Raw genomic sequence first — 16,317 nt, 5'->3', positions numbered from 1 at the left:
CTGTTCAGTTGCGGGCGCATTCTAACAGAGCGATTGCAGGCAAAACACCGCGAAAATTCCCGCGCGCCAGTCACGGGTAATAGCGTCGCACCATGGATTTCACGCCGAGCTGGCGATCGATATCGGCCTGGATGTCATCGAGGCGAGCGCGTTCGAATTTGGGGCCAACATAAACCCGGTACAGTTTGCGCCCGCTGACTTCTGCCACTTTGACGTAGGCCTTGTGGCCCATGGCATCGAGCCGCTGGCGGGTCTGTTCAGCACTGTCCTTGCTGCTGACACTGACCACCTGCAGGGTCCAGGCGACGGGGATTCCCTGGTCGTCGGTTTCCGGTTGCGCGGGGCGCTGGTCCCGGGGCTGCCGGACGGTCTCGGGTTCCGGCTCTGGCTCGGCCACGGGGGCAGCCGGCTCAACAGCGACAGTTTCAGAAGTTCCGTCCGCAGTTGGCTGGTTGGCATCGACAGCGGAAGCTGCCGGCGATGCGGGGGACAACCCGAAATCCGGGTCCGTTGCGGCGGACTCAAGCTCATCCTCGCTGACGTCCAGCGGCGGTGATGACCGCAATCCCACCTTGTCCGGCGAGGGCAGCGGCGCAGTATCAATCACCGGCGGCGGCGGCATGCGCACAACCGGCGCACTGGGCCCGGTATCGGGTTCCACAAAGATGATCGGCCAGAACACCACGCCCAGCGCCACCAGGATCAGCGCCCCCACCAGACGCTGTTTGAGCACGTTATTCACGCCTTGCCCCTGCTCTCATCCCTATCCAGCAACGGCATGACGGCCGCCACAGTAAAAAATGAACCGAACACCACCAGCCGGTCGCCCTCGCTCATCACACTCTGCGCCCGGCGCAGAGCCTGGCGCAAATTCTTGCTGACACTGATCATGAACTCCCCCTGCTCACGCAGCAAGTCACCCAGTCGCGCAGCCTGCTCTGCCCGGGGGTTGTCGGGCTGATCGGCGAGAAACCAGGCGGCGAAACGCCCGGTCGTCAGGCCCAGCATGGTTTTCAGGTCCTTATCCTTCATCGCCGAAAAAATGGCAATTGTTTTTCCTTTACAGGGAGTTGCGTCGATATATTCAACCAGTTTATCGACCGACTGGGGATTGTGCGCCACATCCAGGAGGTAGTCGATACCGCCGATGTGGCGAAGCTGGCGGCGTCCCGCGGGCTGCAGGGCAGCAAAGATGTCCCGCAGCGGCAGTGCCGCCACGTCCACCCCGAGTAGCAGGGCTGCCTGCAGGGCGGCACAGAGGTTGGAGGGCAGTAACGCGCCCCTGGCCTGCGGCGGTAGTACCACTGGCTCGCCCGATGCCTGAAGCAGTCGGGGAGACCAGGCATCCGCGGCCTCATCGCAGTAAAAATCCTGCCCGAGGTAGCGGGCATTGGCGCCGCTCGCAGCCACCGCCTCCAGTAAACCCCGCGGCGGCTGGCTCTCGGCGATCACGGCGTGCACACCGGAGCGCAGAATGCCGGCCTTTTCCCGGGCGATACCGTCGATGTCATCGCCCAGCCAGTCCTGGTGGTCGAGGCCAATGCTGGTAATCACCGCGACAGTGGGATCGACAATATTGACCGCATCCAGGCGGCCGCCGAGTCCGACTTCCAGCACCAGTACGTCAGCCGCCTGCTGGCGAAACACCAGCAGGGCCGCCAGGGTGGCAAACTCGAAGTAGCTGAGGGATGTTTCAGCGCGAGCGCGCTCGATGTCGGCAAAGGCGGCCACGATGGCACCGTCGTCGGCCTCGCGCCCGGCCACCCGGATGCGCTCGTTGTAACGCAACAAATGAGGAGAGGTATAGACGCCGGGTTGACGCCCTGCCGCCAGCAGCAGGGCCTCGAGGGCCGCGGCGGTGGATCCCTTGCCGTTGGTCCCGGCGATGGTGACCACCGGTACCGTCACCGGCAGCAGGCCGAGCCTGTGCGCGACCACGCCAACGCGTTCGAGGCCGAGGTCGATTTCGCGAGGATGCAGTGCTTCGAGGCGCTCCAGCCAGGCCGCCAGGCCGGTGTCAGTCATCGTCCTGGACGGACTCCACCTCTTCACCGTCGCGCGTTTCGACCCCTTCCTCCTCCGCCGCTGGCGGAGATTGCGCCAGTTCCGTGGCGGTGAGCTTGGCCAGCAGCCGGCCGAGGGTGTCGCGCATGTCATTGCGGTGCACAATCATGTCGATGGCGCCGTGATCGAGCAGGAACTCGCTGCGCTGGAAGCCCTTGGGCAACTTCTGGCGAATGGTCTGCTCGATAATGTTGGGGCCGGCAAAGCCGGCGCGCGCATCGGGCTCTGCCACATTGATATCACCCAGCAGGGCCAGGGAAGCGGAGACACCACCGTAGATAGGATCGGTCATCACCGATACGTAGGGCACACCGGCCTGCTTCATGCGCTCGATCACCGCTGACGTCTTGGCCATCTGCATCAGGGAAATCAGGGCTTCCTGCATGCGCGCGCCACCGGAGGCGGAGAAGCAGACCAGGGGAATCCCCTCTTCCAGCGCCAGTTGCGCTGCGCGGGTAAACTTCTCGCCCACCGCGTAGCCCATGGAGCCGCCGTGGAAGGCGAACTCAAAGGCCACCACCACCAGCGGCATGCCCTGCAGGGTGCCGCGCATGGCAATCAGGGCGTCCTTTTCGCCGGTGGCTTTCTGCGCCGCTGTCAGGCGGTCCCGGTAGCGCTTCTTGTCCTTGAACTTGAGGCGATCAACCGGCTCCACATCGGTGTGGATTTCCTGCCGGTCGTGCTGGTCGAGAAAGATATCCAGGCGCCGGCGTGCGCCGATACGCATGTGGTGGTCACACTTGGGGCAGACATCGTCATTGCGCTCGAGATCGGGACGATAGAGCACCGCCTCGCACTTGACACATTTGGTCCACAGGCCCTCCGGTACGTTGGAGCGGCGATTGCCCTCCTCCTTGCGCACCCCGGTGGGCAGAATCTTGTCTATCCAGCTCATGGCATCTCCCGCTTTGTTGCGGGCATTATAAACGTCGCCCCCCGCAACTAGGAAGGCGCGCCGTCGATTCCACGGCGGATTTGCGCCAGTAATTCCACTGCGTGGGCAATGGTCTGCGCTTCGTCATCCTGCCGCCCGGCGGATTCCGCCAAACGCTGCACCAGGGCACTGCCCACAACAACACCGTCGGCGACATCCGCCACGGCCCGGGCCGAGGCGGCATCCTTGATACCGAAGCCAACTGCCAGTGGCAAATCGGTGGTTTCGCGGATACGGGCCAGATGGGCCGACACATCGGCAATATCGAGGTGGCCTGCGCCAGTGACACCTTTCAGGGCCACGTAGTAAATGAAACCGCTGGCCTGGGCGGTAATCAGGCCAATCCGCTCGCTTGGTGTCGTGGGTGCAATCAGGAAAATATTGTCCATACCCACGCGGTGCAGTTCGGCGTTCACCGCCGCCACTTCCTCCGGCGGGATATCCACCGTCAGCAAGGCGTCGACGCCCGCCCCGGTAGCGGCATCGGCGAAAGCGGCATGACCCATGCGCTCCACCGGATTGGCGTAGCCCATCAGCAGCACCGGGGTATCGCCGTCCCGGGCGCGGAATTCGCGCACCATGTCCAGGACGTCCCGCAGGCGCACCTTGTTGGCGAGGGCGCGCTCGTGGGCCAGCTGGATGGTGGGGCCCTCCGACATCGGATCGGAAAACGGCACACCGAGCTCAATCACATCGGCGCCAGCCTCGACCAGCGCATGCATCAGGGGCACGGTGATGGCCACCCCCGGATCGCCGGCCACCACATAGGGGATCAGGGCCTTGCGCCCCTGCTCTGCCAGCTGTTGAAAACGTTCCGCAATTCGACTCACCGCTATCCCCTTAAAACTCAATGCCGTCAATCGCGGCGACGGTGTGGATGTCCTTGTCTCCGCGGCCGGAAAGGTTGACCACGATGTGCTGGTCCGGGCTCATTCCCGCGGCCAGTTTGGCGGCATAGGCCAGGGCGTGACTGCTCTCCAGGGCCGGCATGATGCCCTCGACACGGGTGAGGATATGGAAGGCTTTCAGCGCGTCATCGTCGTCAGCCACCACGTAATTTACGCGGCCGATATCCTTCAGCCAGGCGTGCTCGGGGCCAACACCCGGATAGTCGAGACCAGCGGACACGGAATGGGTGTGCAGTATCTGGCCGTCCTCGTCCTGCATCAGGTAGGTGCGGTTGCCGTGCAGGACACCTGGCGTGCCGGCCGTCAACGGCGCGGCGTGCTCGCCGGTGGCGAGGCCGTGACCGCCGGCTTCCACCCCGTACATGGCCACGCTTTCGTCCTTGAGGAAGGGGTGGAACAGGCCAATGGCATTAGAGCCGCCACCCACGCAAGCCACCAGGGCATCCGGCAGGCGGCCGGTCTGGGCCAGCGACTGGGCGCGGGCCTCGCGGCCGATCACGCACTGGAAGTCGCGCACCAGTTCGGGATAGGGATGGGGGCCGGCCACGGTGCCGATAATGTAAAAGGTGTCGTCGACGTTGGTGACCCAGTCGCGCATGGCTTCGTTCATGGCGTCTTTCAGGGTCTTCGAGCCGGAAGTTACCGGAATCACTTCAGCGCCCAGCAACTTCATGCGGTAGACATTGAGTGCCTGGCGGCGCACATCCTCTTCGCCCATGTACACCTGGCACTCGAGCCCGAGGCGGGCAGCGATGGTGGCGGTGGCGACACCGTGCTGGCCGGCGCCAGTCTCGGCAATCACCCTCTGCTTGCCCATGTGCTTGGCCAGCAGGGCCTGGCCAATCGTGTTGTTCACCTTGTGGGCGCCGGTGTGGTTGAGGTCTTCGCGCTTGAGATAAATCTGTGCACCGCCGACTTGCTGCGACCAGCGTTGCGCGTGATACAGCGGCGACGGACGACCTACGTAATGAGTGAGGTCAGCGTCCAGTTCAGCCTGGAAATCGGCATCGGCGGAGAGCCGGCGGTACAGCCGCTCCAGTTCCGCCAGTGCCGACATCAGGGTCTCGGCAACGTATTTGCCGCCGTAATCGCCGAATCTGCCATGGGCATCGGGCACACTGTCAAAAAGGTTCTGTTCGCTTGTCATCTTGGCTAGTCCTGCAATTCGTCAGCGGCGCGCACCGCCGCAATAAACGCTCTTACTTTGCCCGGATCCTTGCGCCCGGGCGCGCTTTCCACGCCACCGCTGACATCAACCGCCGCGGGGCGCAACAGTTGTATGCCCTGCCCGACATTGTCGGCATTCAAACCGCCGGCCAGTACGACCGGCATGGGAAACTCTCCCCTGGCCTGCTGCCAGTCGAAGGCCTTGCCTGTGCCGCCAGGCACTCCCTCCTGCCAGCTGTCCAGCAAAATAGCGCTGGCTTCGCGATACGGCTGGCAGGCCGCGGCTGGAGCGCTTCCCGCTTTGACCCGCAGGGCTTTCAGCCAGGGCCGCTGAAACTGGCGGCAGAAATCGGGGCTTTCATCACCGTGAAACTGCAAGGTGTGCAGAGGGACCTGCGCCAGCACCTCTTCGATACGCTCAGCCTGCTCATTGACGAACAGGCCCACCAGCTGCACAAAGGGCGCGGCGGCGGCGGCGATTTCCCGGGCGGTGGCAATGTCCACTGCCCGCGGGCTCGGCGCGTAAAACACCAGCCCCAGGGCATCGGCTCCGGCACGGCAGACCTGCTGCGCATCGTCCGCGGAGGTAATGCCGCAAATCTTTATTCGGGTCCGGGACACCAGAAAAACACCAATTACCAGGGGGCCGCATCATAGCAGACCGGACGCCGGACTGTCTTTACAGCGGCCGTTCAGGTACCGCCCAGCAGCAGCGGCCCGGCCGGCGTTGCCGGCAACCCGAAATGCCCGGGGTAACTGACATCCACCAGGTACAGGCCATCGGGCGGCGCGGTATCGGCGGCCACGGTGCGATCGCGCCCCGCCAGCAATTGCGCCAGCCAGCCCGCCGGGGCACGACCACTACCCACCGCCATCAGGCTGCCGGCAATGTTGCGCACCATGTGATGCAAAAAGGCATTGGCGCGAATATCGATCACCAACAGTGCCCCGCGTCGCTCCACACTCACACTGTGTACGTTGCGAAAGGGGCTGTTGGATTGGCAGGCCGCAGCGCGAAAGGCGCTGAAATCCTGTTCGCCCAACAGGCACTGGGCCTCGCTGTGCATCAGGCCGACATCCAGTGGTCGCCGCTGCCAGGTGACCTGGCCGCCGAGGTGGGCCGGTCGCACCGGGGTGTTGGCGATAATGTAGCGATAGCGTCGCGCGGTCGCTGAAAAACGGGCGTGAAACTCCCCCGCCACCGGCACGGCCCAGTGCAGGCGCACATCGAAAGGCAGGTTGGCATTGCCCCCCAGCACCCAGGCCTTTGGACTGCGGGACACCGGACTGTCGAAATGCACAATCTGGTTGTGGCCGTGAACGCCCGTATCCGTGCGCCCGGCGCAGTGCACCCGAACCGGCGCATTGGCAACCCGCGACAGTGCTGCCTCCAGGGTTTCCTGCACGGTACTGACATCGAGGTGGGGTTGCGACTGCCAGCCGCTGTAACGACTGCCATCGTACTCGACCCGGCAGGCCACCCGCGCAGCGGGTGGCAGCGGGTCGGCGGAGAGAAAATCAGCCAAGCCGGTCAATCAGCCCCTGTGCTTCCTGACGCTGCTCGTCGCTGCCTTCAAGGAGAACTTCTTCCAGGATCTGGCGGGCACCGGGCTCGTCGCCCATATCAATGTAGGCGCGGGCCAGGTCGAGCTTGGTCGAGACCGGGTTGCCTTCGGCGGCAAACACCATGTCCTCGCTGTCCTCGTCATCCTCCTCCACACTGGCGGGAGCGGCGGTCTCGAAATCGCCGCTGAGGTCGAGTTCATCCTCGAAATCAGCGAAATCGTCTTCAATCTCCAGGTCGCTGAAGCTGTCCTCGGGCGACTCCAGGCTGTCCTCAAATTCGGGAGCACTGTCGAAACGGGAAAGCGGCTCATCGGCTATCGGCGATGACAGCGCGCCGCCGGGATTGCCGACAGTTGGCGCGGCGCTGAACACAGGCACCACCGTATCCGCAGTCGAGGAATCGAACTCGGCGGCGGAAAGCGCCTCCTCGGCGCGGGCAATCGCACTCTCGTCGCCGATGTCCCGCAGCGCCTCCAGTTCCTGCAGTGCCTCGGCCTCGCGGTCAGTGCGGGCGTAAAGCTCGAGGAGTTTGACGCGGAACACCGGGTTGCCGGGCTCGGCATTGATGGCATTGCGCAGCAGCTCAATGGCCTGGGGATAGCGGCCGTAGGCAATGTAGATATCCGCCTCGGCGAGCGCGTCACCGGAATCGGCATCGGACGCGTACTGATCGTGCTTGCGCTGCCCGTAGCCGCGCTCCTCATTCTGCCGGGTACGCGAGTCCGGCACTGGCGGAGCAGTGTCTGCATGACCTGCCGGCTCCAGTTCCAGTTCGTCGTCGACATCCAGTTCCTGATGCTTCAACTCTACGCCGGCGAAGACATCCTGCTCTTCGTCAGCCTCATCGCGATCGGCTTTGCGTCGCCGCCACAGTAGCAGGCCCGCCAGCAGAGCCAGCAAAGCAATACCGGGATAGAGCAGGCTGTCATACCAGTTGCCGCTACTGGTGGTAGCCGCAGCGGGGGTCGGCCCGGGAGCCGGTGCGGCGGCCTCGGCCGGCCGGGATTCCGGTTCCGCGGCGGGGGCGGCATCGCCAGCTGCTGTCTCTACGGCCGAGGCAGCATCGCCACTATCGCTGTTATCGCCGTCGCCAGCACCTGGCTGTGCGGGACTACTTGCGGCAGCGTCGAGGCCGGGGGCGCCGTCCTCCGTTTCAGAGCCTGCAACATCGGCATCGATATCGGCATCCCGCAGCGCCTGCTGCAGCGCGGCTATCTGTTCATCCTTGACCGAGACGATGCTTTCCAGGGTTTCCACCCGGTCGTTCAGGGCATCGAGGCGCCCCTGCAATTCTGCGTTTTCCAGCTCGGAACGCTCGAGGCTCTCAAGCGCCGCGGCGCTGCTGGCGCCGGCACTGGCGGACGCGGGAGCTGAGTTGCTATCACCGTCACCACCGCCGCTTTCCTCTGTCGCGTCATTGGCCGAGATGCGTAGGGACGGGCCGGAGGCCGCATAGGGGTCGGAGGCGCGACCGGCGCGCCAGTCTTCATTCTGTTGCTTTACTTCGGCGAGCGCCTCTTCGAGGTCAGCCGAGCTGATGTCACCGGAGGCCGGCAGGTAAATGATATAGCCGGCCTTGATGCGATTGATATTGCCGTCGATAAAGGCATCGGGATTGAGACGCTGGATATCGAGCATGGTCTGGTGCACCGAGGTGCCGTCGGGGCGCGCCGCCTGGGCAATCGACCAGAGATTCTCGTCGCGACGCACCATGTAGCGCGCACCCGGGGCGGGGGCCTGAGAGGTATCGGCACTGAAGTTACGCTGGGGCATTTGACCCGGTGCGAGGCTGGATTTCTGACCCACCCCGACGCGGGTGCCCGTGGCGACTTCCGGCTCAGTCTTTTTTGCGGATGGATCGGGAATGCCTTCGACTTCTTCCACCCGCCTGCTGGCAGATACTACCTCGGCGGCGCTGTCGAAGGCCGGCGGATCCACCAGCACGGTGTACTCACGCAGCAGGCGGCCGGAGGGCCAGCGGGTTTCAATAATAAAGTCGAGATAGGGTTCCAGCACCGGGTCGTCGGACCTGATCAGGATGCTGCCCTGTCCGTTTTCTTCCACCTGGACTTCAAATTTGATGCCCGTGAGGAAGTAGGCGCGGTCCACGCCCATGCGGTCAAAGTCCTCGGTGGTGGCGAGACGCACGCGAATCTGATCCTCGTGCAAGCCGCCGGTGTTGAGCAAATCGACCTTGGCTTTCAGGGGTTCGTTGAGGAAGGACTCAAGGGTAATGTCACCGAGGCCCAGCGCCCAGACAGACCCCGCATGCAGGCAGCCGAGGGAAAACAACACCGCCGGCAACGTCCGTTTCCTAGCCATACCCAAGCCTTTATTATTCTGCACCTGCTTCGCCAAGCCGGCATCCCCCTAGTCCAGCCGCAATCGCGACGCGAATCGCTGCAGCCGGGAACTGGTTCCCGATCCCGAATTGGCCCCCAGGGACACTGCAGCGGGTATAGAAAGGACCCCTTGAAAAGGCTTCCCGACGCCCGTCGGGGTCCTCATTTCGCCCAAGTATGTCGACTAGGTCATTATTAATCAAGATAGGTGCTGATCATGCTCTCGGCAATTTGCACACTATTGAGCGCGGCCCCCTTGCGCACATTGTCGGCCACAATCCACAGGTTCAATCCGCGCGGATGGGAGATATCTTCGCGAATGCGACCGACAAATACCGGGTCCTTGCCCGCCGCCTCGGTCACCGCCGTGGGGTAGCCGCCATCGGCGCGCTCGTCCATCAGCGTGACGCCATCGGCCTGCGCCAGTAGCTCGCGCACTTTCTCCACGCTGATTTTCTCGCGGGTTTCGATGTGCACGGCCTCGGAGTGGCCGAAGAAAACGGGAATGCGCACACAGGTCGGGTTCACCTGAATGCTGTCGTCGCCGAAGATCTTCTGGGTCTCCCACACCATCTTCATCTCTTCCCGGGTGTAGCCGTTGTCCTGGAAGGTGTCGATGTGCGGCAAGGCATTGAAGGCGATCTGCTTGGGGTAAACCTCGCACTCCGCGTCCTGGCCATTGAGCAGGCGTGCCGTCTGCCCGGCCAGCTCCTCGATCGCTTCCTTGCCGGTACCGGATACCGCCTGGTAGGTGCACACATTAATGCGCTCGATACCCACCGCGTCGTAGATCGGCTTCAGCGCCACCAGCATCTGAATGGTGGAGCAGTTGGGGTTGGCAATAATATTGCGGTTGCTGTACTGGGCCAGTGCCTCTGGGTTCACCTCCGGCACCACCAGCGGAATGTCTTCGTCACGGCGGAAATGGGAGGTGTTGTCGATCACCACACAGCCGGCCGCGGCCGCCTTCGGGGCAAACTCCTCGGAGATGCTGCCGCCGGCGGAGAACAGGCCGATCTGTGCCTTGCTGAAATCGAACTCGGCGAGGTCGGTCACCTTCACCGACTTGCCCTTGAACTTGATGGACTTGCCCGCCGAACGGCTTGAGGCCAGCGGGTAGAGATTGCGCACCGGAAAGTTCCGCTGCTCGAGAATCTCGATCATGGTCTCGCCGACGGCACCGGTGGCGCCGACGACGGCTACATCGTATGAATCTGCCATTGTTTTGTTCCGTTAGTGAGTGAGTTTCAGGATTCAAGGGCGCGCAACACGGCGTCGCCCATTTCCGTGGTGGATACCCGGCTGTCGCCCTCGGCCCAGATATCCGCTGTGCGCAGCCCCGCATCGAGCACCTGGCTGACCGCACTTTCTATCGCGGCGGCGGCCTCCGGCTGGTTCAGCGTATACCGCAGCATCATCGCCACCGACAGGATGGTGGCCAGGGGGTTGGCGATGCCCTGCCCTGCGATGTCCGGCGCGGAGCCGTGACAGGGCTCGTACATACCGCGGCCGTTCTTGTCGAGGGAGGCGGATGGCAGCATGCCGATAGAACCGGTGAGCATGGCGGCGGCGTCGGAGAGGATGTCGCCGAACATGTTGCCGGTCACCAGCACGTCGAACTGCTTGGGCGCACGCACCAGTTGCATGGCGGCGTTGTCCACGTACATGTGGGACAGCTCGACGTCGGGATAGTCCTTCGCCACTTCTTCCATGACTTCGCGCCAAAGCACCGTCACTTCCAGTACGTTGGACTTGTCCACACTGCACACGCGCCTGTCGCGCGCCCGGGCCAGATTGAAGGCCAGGTGGCCGATGCGGCGAATCTCCGACTCGCTGTAGACATAGGTGTTATAGCCCTGGCGCTCACCATTCTCCAGGGTGCGGATGCCGCGGGGCTCACCGAAGTAGATGCCGCCGGTAAGTTCGCGCACGATGAGAATATCCAGCCCCGCCACCAGCTCCGGCTTCAGGCTGGATGCCGCGGCCAGTTGCGGATAGAGCAGCGCCGGGCGCAGATTACCGAACAGTTCCAGCGCCGAGCGCAACCCCAGCAGGCCCTTCTCCGGGCGCAGGGCGGCCTCGACCTTGTCCCACTCGGGGCCACCGACTGCGCCCAGCAGAATGGCGTCGGCCTGCCTTGCCCGGGACAGGGTTTCCTCCGGCAGGGGTACGCCGGTAGCGTCCAGGGCGGCGCCGCCCAGCAAACCGTATTCCAGGTTCAGGTCGAGGGAAAACTGCCGATTGACGACCTCCAGCACTTTCACTGCTTCGGCCATGATTTCCGGGCCGATGTGATCGCCGGGGAGTATCAGGATGTTCTTGCTCACAATTCTGTCTCTTGTCTCGTGTCGTATGGCTTTCAGCAAATGCTGCCAAACAGCCAGGGAGCGCGCTGCCGGTACTGCGCTTCGAAGGCGCGGATGGCGTCCGCACTCTCCAGTGTCAGGCCGATATCGTCAAGGCCATTCAGCAGGCAATGCTTGCGGAAGGACTCGACCTCGAAAGCGATAGTCTCGCCTTCGGGAGTGCGGATCACCTGCTCAGGCAGGTCGATCTCCAGCGTGTAACCCTCGCTGGCGTACATGGCCTGGAACAGGCTGTCCACGGTCTCCGCCGGCAGCGCGATCGGCAGCACACCATTCTTGAAGCAGTTATTGAAGAAGATGTCGGCAAAACTGGGCGCAATAATACAGCGGAAGCCGTAATCCTCCAGTGCCCAGGGCGCGTGCTCGCGACTGGAGCCGCAGCCGAAGTTCTCCCGCGCCAGCAGCACCGAGGCGCCGGCATAGCGCGGCAGGTTCAGTGGAAATTGCGGATTCAGCGGCCGCCCGCTGCAGTCCTGGCCCGGCTGCCCTTCATCGAGATAGCGCAGTTCATCAAACAGGTTGGGGCCGAAGCCGGAACGCTTGATCGATTTCAGAAACTGCTTGGGGATGATCAGGTCGGTATCGACGTTGGCCCGGTCCATCGGCGCGGCGAGGCCACTGTGTACGGTAAAGGCTTTCATTGTGCGTCCTCCGCGAAAGTGCGTACGTCGACGAAATGTCCGGCCACTGCGGCCGCCGCGGCCATCGCCGGACTGACCAGGTGGGTGCGACCACCAAAGCCCTGGCGGCCTTCGAAATTGCGGTTCGAAGTGGAGGCACAGTGCTCACCGGCACCGAGCTTGTCGGCGTTCATGGCCAGGCACATTGAACAACCCGGCTCGCGCCACTCCATGCCGGCGTCAATAAAGACGCGATCCAGCCCTTCGGCCTCGGCCTGGGCCTTGACCTCGCCGGAGCCGGGCACCACCAGCGCCTGCTTGATGGAAGCGGCAACCTTTTTACCGCGCACCACATCCGCCGCGGCGCGCAGATCCTCGATGCGGGAATTGGTGCAGGAACCGATAAACACCCGATCCGGGCGGATATCGGTAATCTTCTGGCCGGCGCTGAGCCCCATGTACTCCAGGGCGCGCCGCACGGCTTCTTTTGCGGTGGCTGTGGGTTGTGCTTCCGGGTCGGGTACGGTACCGCCCACCGGCAGTACCATTTCCGGGGACGTGCCCCAGGTGACCTGGGGCTGGATGTCTTCGCCGCGCAGTTCGATCACGGTGTCGAACTCGGCGTCCGCGTCCGAGTGCAGTTCGCGCCAGGCCGCCACCGCCTGCTCCCACAACTCGCCCCGGGGCGCATAGGTGCGGCCCCTGACATAGTCAATGGTGATGTCGTCTACCGCTATCATCCCCATACGGGCGCCGGCCTCGATGGACATATTGCACAGCGTCATGCGCCCTTCCATGGTCAGGCCGCGCACAGCCTCGCCGCCAAACTCGATGGCGTAGCCGGTGCCGCCGGCGGTGCCGATGCGGCCAATTACTGCCAGCGCTACGTCCTTGGCGGAGACGCCGGGCTGCAGTTTGCCGTCCACGCGCACCAGCATGTTTTTCATCTTGCGGGTAATCAGGCACTGGGTGGCCAGCACGTGCTCGACTTCCGAAGTACCGATGCCATGGGCCAGGGCGCCGAGGGCGCCGTGGGTGGAGGTATGCGAGTCGCCGCAGACCACCGTCATGCCCGGCAGTGTCGCGCCCTGCTCCGGGCCCACGACATGCACGATGCCCTGGCGGCGGTCGTTGATCGGGATCTCGACAATATTGAAGTCGCCGCAGTTATCATCGAGTGTCTTTACCTGCAGGCGGGATACCGGGTCGACAATACCGTCCACCCCGCCACTGCGCTCGGCTGAGTCGGTGGGCACGTTGTGATCGGGCACCGCGAGGTTGGCATCCAGGCGCCAGGGCTTGCGACCCGCCAGACGCAGCCCCTCAAAGGCCTGGGGCGAGGTCACCTCGTGTAACAGGTGGCGGTCGATATAGATCAGGGCGGTGCCGTCGTCGCGGCTTTCCACCACATGCTGTTGCCAGAGCTTGTCGTAGAGGGTTTGTCCAGCCATGGGCTTATGTCCCTTCCTTTAACAGGTAATTGAAGCGCAGATGCGCGGGCAGCGTTGAATGGGGGCGATATTACGCTTGAGCATTCTATAAAACAAATCTATTATTTTTATCCAATCGATTCCTCACAGGAATAGCAATGGAAACCCAGAACCTGCAGGCCTTCATCCAGGTTGCCGAAGACCGGTCCTTTTCCCTCGCGGCGGAAAAGCTCCATCTCACCCAGCCCGCGGTGAGCAAGCGCATCGCACTGCTGGAGCAACAGCTGGACTGCCAGCTGTTCGACCGCATTGGCCGCCACATCGGACTCACCGAAGCCGGCGAGGCCCTTATGCCCCATGCCAAGTCGGTGATCCAGCAACTGAGCATGGCGCGCCAGGCGGTGCGGGATTTGTCGGGCCAGGTGGCTGGCGACCTGCGCCTGGCCACCAGTCACCATATCGGCCTGCACCGCCTGCCGCCGGTGCTGAGCCGCTTCAGCAGGGCCTGCCCCCAGGTACAGATCGATATCGAGTTCATGGATTCAGAGCAGGCCTACGACCTGATCACCCACGGCAAGGTGGAACTGGCGGTGGTCACCCTGGCGCCTGACGGAGACCCCTCCATCATCACCCGGCCAGTGTGGCCGGACCCGCTGGATGTGATGGTGGCCCGCGACCACCCCCTGGCACGCCTCAACCCCTGCCCGCTGGCGGCGCTGGCCGAACACCCCGCGGTACTGCCCGGCCTCAACACCTACACCGGCCAGATTGTGAAACGGCTGTTCGACCAGCACCGGCTCGACCTGCAGGTCTCCATGGCTACCAACTACCTGGAGACCATCCGCATGATGGCCTCGGTCGGTTTGGGCTGGACGGTGCTGCCGCGCAGCATGTGCGACCACACCCTGCTGCCGCTGTCGGTGGAAGGTATCCGCATCGAGCGCACTCTGGGTGTGATCTATCACCGCGGGCGCAGCCTGTCTCGGGCGGCGCAGGCATTTATTGAAGAGTTGGGTTACGAGGCTAGTTGACCAGATCTGTTTCTATGTAACCAATATAGTCTTCAAGGTCTTCCCCAGCCAAAGATACCCAGTACATCCTTGGATTCCTTGAATCCCTGTATAGGACAAATAGCAAGTTACACTCCGGATGACACACCCTTGCTTCGAACATCTTGGTGGGGTGAGACCCGCTCTGCTTGAAATATTTCCAATCAGAAATGTCGTTTCTTAGGGCCCCAAGGTCGTGAACTCTATTTTCTCCAATCAATACAACCTTTTCTGAATCAGACAAGTTTTCATTAATATAATCAAATCCCGAATTTGCCCTATACAAAGCTGTAAATAGTGCATAGAGCACAAACAATACCAATAAGATCGAAATAGTGCTGAAGAATAATTCGCATATTAAATTCTTAAATCCGAAAATTTTCATACACCAATCAAGTCCTAGTTAAACGGAAATTCTGAAACTCTCCCCGCATAGGCAATAAGTCGCGAAAAACACAAGGGGACAGCAGCACAATCTCCTTGCGGAGTTGACCCCCAATCCTGACACTGCACTCACTTGAGCCATGTGGTCATGGCCTGACCCTGAATCTCTTTAATTAATGATGGCCTATACCTGGAAAAATAGTAAAGTATAGCTCCAAAGAAATAAGTAACGAGGATCACGGCGAACCACGCCAGCTTACTGAAGCTATACCCATCTTTGAAAAGGGAAACCATCATCCAAAACCAAAAACCAACGCTACATAACGCCCCAATAATAGCTCCTAGCTGTAGCAAAAAATAACCAAATCCGCCACTTGGAAAAAAGCCATCAAAGTAAGATGCAATGGAGCAGGCCACGCCTGTCGCAATTATTACGTCGCCCATCCGCACTTTCGTCTGAGCATCAGCCATCATCACAAATCTCACTGCTAGATCAGCCTAGAGGGCGGCAGTTTATTTGAAAGTTCTTTCAGTTCTTTTCCTCACTTAATCTATCACCTCCAATCCTGCCGGCAATTACAAAGAACTCCCGGTCGAGCATTTCAACAGCCTAGCAGGCTTGTAGCGACCACTAAGCGCATGATGCGCTTACCACATCGCATATAAACAGGCGAGGGTGAGAAAAAATATGCCGCCCAGACCTTCCGCTCAAATCTATCCTCTGGATGTTCCAGTTTTTTAATAGAAATATGAAAAGGGGAATACATCGCAAACGCACGAAATACAGCGATTAAATATGCAAGGGCGAGTCCGGCCTCTATCCACTGCCACATTGAATAATCGACATTATTCTTGCAATAAAAAGCTAGCAAGCAGATAGCCCAAAAAAATATTGCCAGCACATATGATAATTGATTTGTTGATCTAACCTTCACAGACAGGGTCAGGCCTTACATTTGACATTACATGCAATTCAGGACCGGCCACCCAACGCCCCACTGCCCTTTTCTCCCTGCCACATGCCATCGTGATCCGGCAGGTAAAAGGTGCCGTTGTAACGGGCGACTATGCCTCGCTCGCTGACGATCAGGCCGTTACAGAAACCAAAGCGCCGCTTTACCGTCACCTCGCTGTTGCTGGCTTCCAGCCAGTCGCCCATTTTACCGGCGCCGATAAAATCGAGGGACAGGTTGATGGTGGGGCTGCCACCCACGGCGCCGCGGGCGTGGTTTACCCCGGAGGCGGCGGCGATATCCGCCAGCGTCATCAGTGCGCCGCCGTGGCAGATACCCATCATGTTGGCGTGCTGGGTATCCACAAAGAGGCCGAAGGTAACGCCGTCCTCCCGCACCCGCCGATACAGGGGCTGCAGGTTGTCGGTAAAGCCCATCCCTGTCTGTACGAGCTCAAAACCCGCGGGAACCCGCTGTTTGCCTGTCGTATTGTTGTCACTACCCACTGCCTGCCTCACTCTGCTTTATTTTTCA

The 16,317-nt window shown here is 61.8% G+C and carries 16 protein-coding genes; 1 reads left to right on the top strand and 15 read right to left on the bottom strand.

Annotated features, from left to right (window positions below):
- Nucleotides 1-70: 70 nt before the first annotated feature.
- The 12 genes from FVW59_RS12615 to leuC all read right to left on the bottom strand — a co-directional run bounded on the left by FVW59_RS12615 (nt 71) and on the right by leuC (nt 13,418).
- Nucleotides 71-742 carry an SPOR domain-containing protein gene (locus tag FVW59_RS12615; protein WP_148064700.1) on the bottom strand — a complete coding sequence of 224 codons (672 nt, stop codon included), beginning with the start codon at nt 740-742 and terminating at the stop codon, nt 71-73.
- Complete coding sequence (locus FVW59_RS12610) at nt 739-2,025, bottom strand: bifunctional folylpolyglutamate synthase/dihydrofolate synthase (protein WP_187275872.1); 1,287 nt, start codon at nt 2,023-2,025, stop codon at nt 739-741. The genes FVW59_RS12615 and FVW59_RS12610 overlap by 4 nt, the downstream gene beginning before the upstream one ends.
- Entirely contained in the window at nt 2,018-2,959 is a 942-nt protein-coding gene (gene accD, locus FVW59_RS12605; protein WP_148064698.1) for an acetyl-CoA carboxylase, carboxyltransferase subunit beta, read from the bottom strand. The genes FVW59_RS12610 and accD overlap by 8 nt, the downstream gene beginning before the upstream one ends.
- A gap of 47 nt (nt 2,960-3,006) precedes the next feature.
- Nucleotides 3,007-3,828: a tryptophan synthase subunit alpha gene (gene trpA, locus FVW59_RS12600; protein WP_148064697.1), complete on the bottom strand. Its 822-nt coding sequence runs from the start codon at nt 3,826-3,828 to the stop codon at nt 3,007-3,009.
- A 10-nt stretch (nt 3,829-3,838) separates the two neighbouring features.
- Nucleotides 3,839-5,053 carry a tryptophan synthase subunit beta gene (trpB, locus tag FVW59_RS12595; protein WP_148064696.1) on the bottom strand — a complete coding sequence of 405 codons (1,215 nt, stop codon included), beginning with the start codon at nt 5,051-5,053 and terminating at the stop codon, nt 3,839-3,841.
- Nucleotides 5,054-5,058: 5 nt separating this feature from the next.
- Entirely contained in the window at nt 5,059-5,694 is a 636-nt protein-coding gene (locus tag FVW59_RS12590) for a phosphoribosylanthranilate isomerase (protein ID WP_148064695.1), read from the bottom strand.
- Nucleotides 5,695-5,765: 71 nt separating this feature from the next.
- Entirely contained in the window at nt 5,766-6,599 is an 834-nt protein-coding gene (gene truA / locus FVW59_RS12585) for a tRNA pseudouridine(38-40) synthase TruA (protein WP_222711504.1), read from the bottom strand.
- On the bottom strand, nt 6,592-8,961 hold the full coding sequence (locus FVW59_RS12580) for a motility hub landmark protein FimV (protein WP_148064694.1): 2,370 nt from the start codon (nt 8,959-8,961) through the stop codon (nt 6,592-6,594). The genes truA and FVW59_RS12580 overlap by 8 nt, the downstream gene beginning before the upstream one ends.
- Nucleotides 8,962-9,176: 215 nt before the next feature.
- Nucleotides 9,177-10,202, bottom strand: coding sequence for an aspartate-semialdehyde dehydrogenase (locus FVW59_RS12575; protein WP_148064693.1), 1,026 nt, complete (start codon nt 10,200-10,202; stop codon nt 9,177-9,179).
- A gap of 26 nt (nt 10,203-10,228) precedes the next feature.
- Nucleotides 10,229-11,308: a 3-isopropylmalate dehydrogenase gene (leuB, locus tag FVW59_RS12570; RefSeq protein WP_148064692.1), complete on the bottom strand. Its 1,080-nt coding sequence runs from the start codon at nt 11,306-11,308 to the stop codon at nt 10,229-10,231.
- Nucleotides 11,309-11,340: 32 nt separating this feature from the next.
- A complete protein-coding gene (leuD, locus tag FVW59_RS12565; RefSeq protein WP_148064691.1) occupies nt 11,341-11,988 on the bottom strand; it encodes a 3-isopropylmalate dehydratase small subunit in 648 nt (215 codons plus the stop codon).
- Nucleotides 11,985-13,418: a 3-isopropylmalate dehydratase large subunit gene (leuC, locus tag FVW59_RS12560; protein ID WP_148064690.1), complete on the bottom strand. Its 1,434-nt coding sequence runs from the start codon at nt 13,416-13,418 to the stop codon at nt 11,985-11,987. Before leuC ends, leuD begins: the two co-directional genes overlap by 4 nt.
- 137 nt (nt 13,419-13,555) lie before the next feature.
- Between leuC and FVW59_RS12555 the strand changes: the two genes are divergently transcribed.
- A complete protein-coding gene (locus FVW59_RS12555; protein ID WP_148064689.1) occupies nt 13,556-14,428 on the top strand; it encodes a LysR family transcriptional regulator in 873 nt (290 codons plus the stop codon).
- Here the strand turns inward: FVW59_RS12555 and FVW59_RS12550 are convergent.
- The 3 genes from FVW59_RS12550 to FVW59_RS12540 all read right to left on the bottom strand — a co-directional run bounded on the left by FVW59_RS12550 (nt 14,421) and on the right by FVW59_RS12540 (nt 16,289).
- On the bottom strand, nt 14,421-14,831 hold the full coding sequence (locus tag FVW59_RS12550) for a hypothetical protein (protein ID WP_148064688.1): 411 nt from the start codon (nt 14,829-14,831) through the stop codon (nt 14,421-14,423). The genes FVW59_RS12555 and FVW59_RS12550 overlap by 8 nt on opposite strands.
- 128 nt (nt 14,832-14,959) lie before the next feature.
- Nucleotides 14,960-15,304: a PLDc N-terminal domain-containing protein gene (locus tag FVW59_RS12545; protein ID WP_246139736.1), complete on the bottom strand. Its 345-nt coding sequence runs from the start codon at nt 15,302-15,304 to the stop codon at nt 14,960-14,962.
- A gap of 499 nt (nt 15,305-15,803) precedes the next feature.
- Nucleotides 15,804-16,289: a PaaI family thioesterase gene (locus FVW59_RS12540; protein WP_246139729.1), complete on the bottom strand. Its 486-nt coding sequence runs from the start codon at nt 16,287-16,289 to the stop codon at nt 15,804-15,806.
- Between the last annotated feature and the right edge of the window lie 28 nt (nt 16,290-16,317).

The organism is Parahaliea aestuarii, assembly GCF_008064635.1.
Taxonomy (GTDB): Bacteria; Pseudomonadota; Gammaproteobacteria; order Pseudomonadales; family Halieaceae; genus Parahaliea; species Parahaliea aestuarii.
This window is presented reverse-complemented; position numbering and strand designations above follow the sequence as displayed.

Excerpts from the sequence above, each read along its gene's own strand:
- FVW59_RS12610 (WP_187275872.1), bottom strand. The coding sequence starts at position 2,025 with ATGACTGACACCGGCCTGGCGGCCTGGCTGGAGCGCCTCGAAGCACTG.
- accD (WP_148064698.1), bottom strand. The coding sequence starts at position 2,959 with ATGAGCTGGATAGACAAGATTCTGCCCACCGGGGTGCGCAAGGAGGAG.
- trpB (WP_148064696.1), bottom strand. The coding sequence starts at position 5,053 with ATGACAAGCGAACAGAACCTTTTTGACAGTGTGCCCGATGCCCATGGC.
- FVW59_RS12580 (WP_148064694.1), bottom strand. The coding sequence starts at position 8,961 with ATGGCTAGGAAACGGACGTTGCCGGCGGTGTTGTTTTCCCTCGGCTGC.
- FVW59_RS12575 (WP_148064693.1), bottom strand. The coding sequence starts at position 10,202 with ATGGCAGATTCATACGATGTAGCCGTCGTCGGCGCCACCGGTGCCGTC.
- leuD (WP_148064691.1), bottom strand. The coding sequence starts at position 11,988 with ATGAAAGCCTTTACCGTACACAGTGGCCTCGCCGCGCCGATGGACCGG.
- leuC (WP_148064690.1), bottom strand. The coding sequence starts at position 13,418 with ATGGCTGGACAAACCCTCTACGACAAGCTCTGGCAACAGCATGTGGTG.
- FVW59_RS12555 (WP_148064689.1), top strand. The coding sequence starts at position 13,556 with ATGGAAACCCAGAACCTGCAGGCCTTCATCCAGGTTGCCGAAGACCGG.
- FVW59_RS12550 (WP_148064688.1), bottom strand. The coding sequence starts at position 14,831 with ATGAAAATTTTCGGATTTAAGAATTTAATATGCGAATTATTCTTCAGC.
- FVW59_RS12545 (WP_246139736.1), bottom strand. The coding sequence starts at position 15,304 with ATGATGGCTGATGCTCAGACGAAAGTGCGGATGGGCGACGTAATAATT.